Below are 1,099 nucleotides of genomic sequence, written 5' to 3'. Positions count from 1 at the left end.
GGGATGGAATCGACGGAGTGTGCAACTCGGACTGGATGAACGCCGAACTGGGATAGTCTGTGTGGATAACTATCGCGCCCGTGGACGAGATAAAAGTGAGGAGAAGTTGCCCGAACTCGAAGCGGATATTCGTTCGCTCGTGGAACAATACACGCAAGCTGACCCGAAGTTTCAAACCACGTTTGCCTATGCTCGCATCAGTGCGCGAGCGGTACGCGAAGCATTAGTGAACGAGAAAGGCTATGAAGCAGCAACCTTACCGACTCGTCAAACCATCGGCGCGATTCTGAATCGGTTGGGATATCGGCTAAAAAAACACAAAAAACCAAACCCTTGAACAAAATTCCTGAAACTGACGCGATCTTCGAGAATGTATTTGCAGCGAATCAGGCAGCAGACGCAGATCCGCGATGCTTGCGCTTGTCGATAGATAGCAAAGCCAAAGTCAAGATTGGCAATCTGTCGCGAGGTGGGAAAGCTCGACGGCTTGAAGCCCTGAGCGCAGATGACCATGATAGTGAATGGAGTGCTGTTTTAGTCCCATTTGGCATTCTCAATACGAACACAGATCAACTCTCGATCTACTTTGGACAATCGGCTGAAACGAGCGATTTTATTGTCGATTGCTTGACGGCTTGGTGGCAGGATCATCAAACTCAGTATGCTCACTTGGAAGAGCTAGTCATTGATCTTGATGGTGGGTCTGCCAATCGCAGTGACCGAACTCAATTCATCAAGCGCATGGTGCAGTTCTCTCAAACCACGAATCTCAAAGTGCATCTGGTCTACTACCCGCCCTATCACAGCAAGTACAATCCCATCGAACGCTGTTGGGCAGTCCTGGAAAACTATTGGAATGGAACCGTTCTTGATTCAATTGAAGCAACCTTGCAGTGGGCAGCGAACATGACTTGGAAAGGAGTCTCTCCGATCATTCATCTTCTAAAGCAGACCTATGCAAAAGCCATCAAGGTCTTGCCTCCAGAGCTAGAAACATACCTCCCGTTTTGGCAGCGTTCTGAGTTGTTGCCGAAGTGGGATATCACGATTGTTCCGACTGCGTAAAATTGGGGATTCTATTTAGTTGCAGATCCCTTAA

Annotated in this window: 1 pseudogene; it reads left to right on the top strand. The window is 48.5% G+C overall.

The features are described 5' to 3' along the window. Positions 1–19 precede the first annotated feature (19 nt). A pseudogene (locus ACQ4M5_RS41745) lies at positions 20–1,065 on the top strand (ISAzo13 family transposase). Positions 1,066–1,099 lie beyond the last annotated feature (34 nt).

Source organism: Leptolyngbya sp. AN10 (assembly GCF_050565645.1).
Classification (GTDB): Bacteria; Cyanobacteriota; Cyanobacteriia; order Leptolyngbyales; family Leptolyngbyaceae; genus Leptolyngbya.
This window is presented reverse-complemented; position numbering and strand designations above follow the sequence as displayed.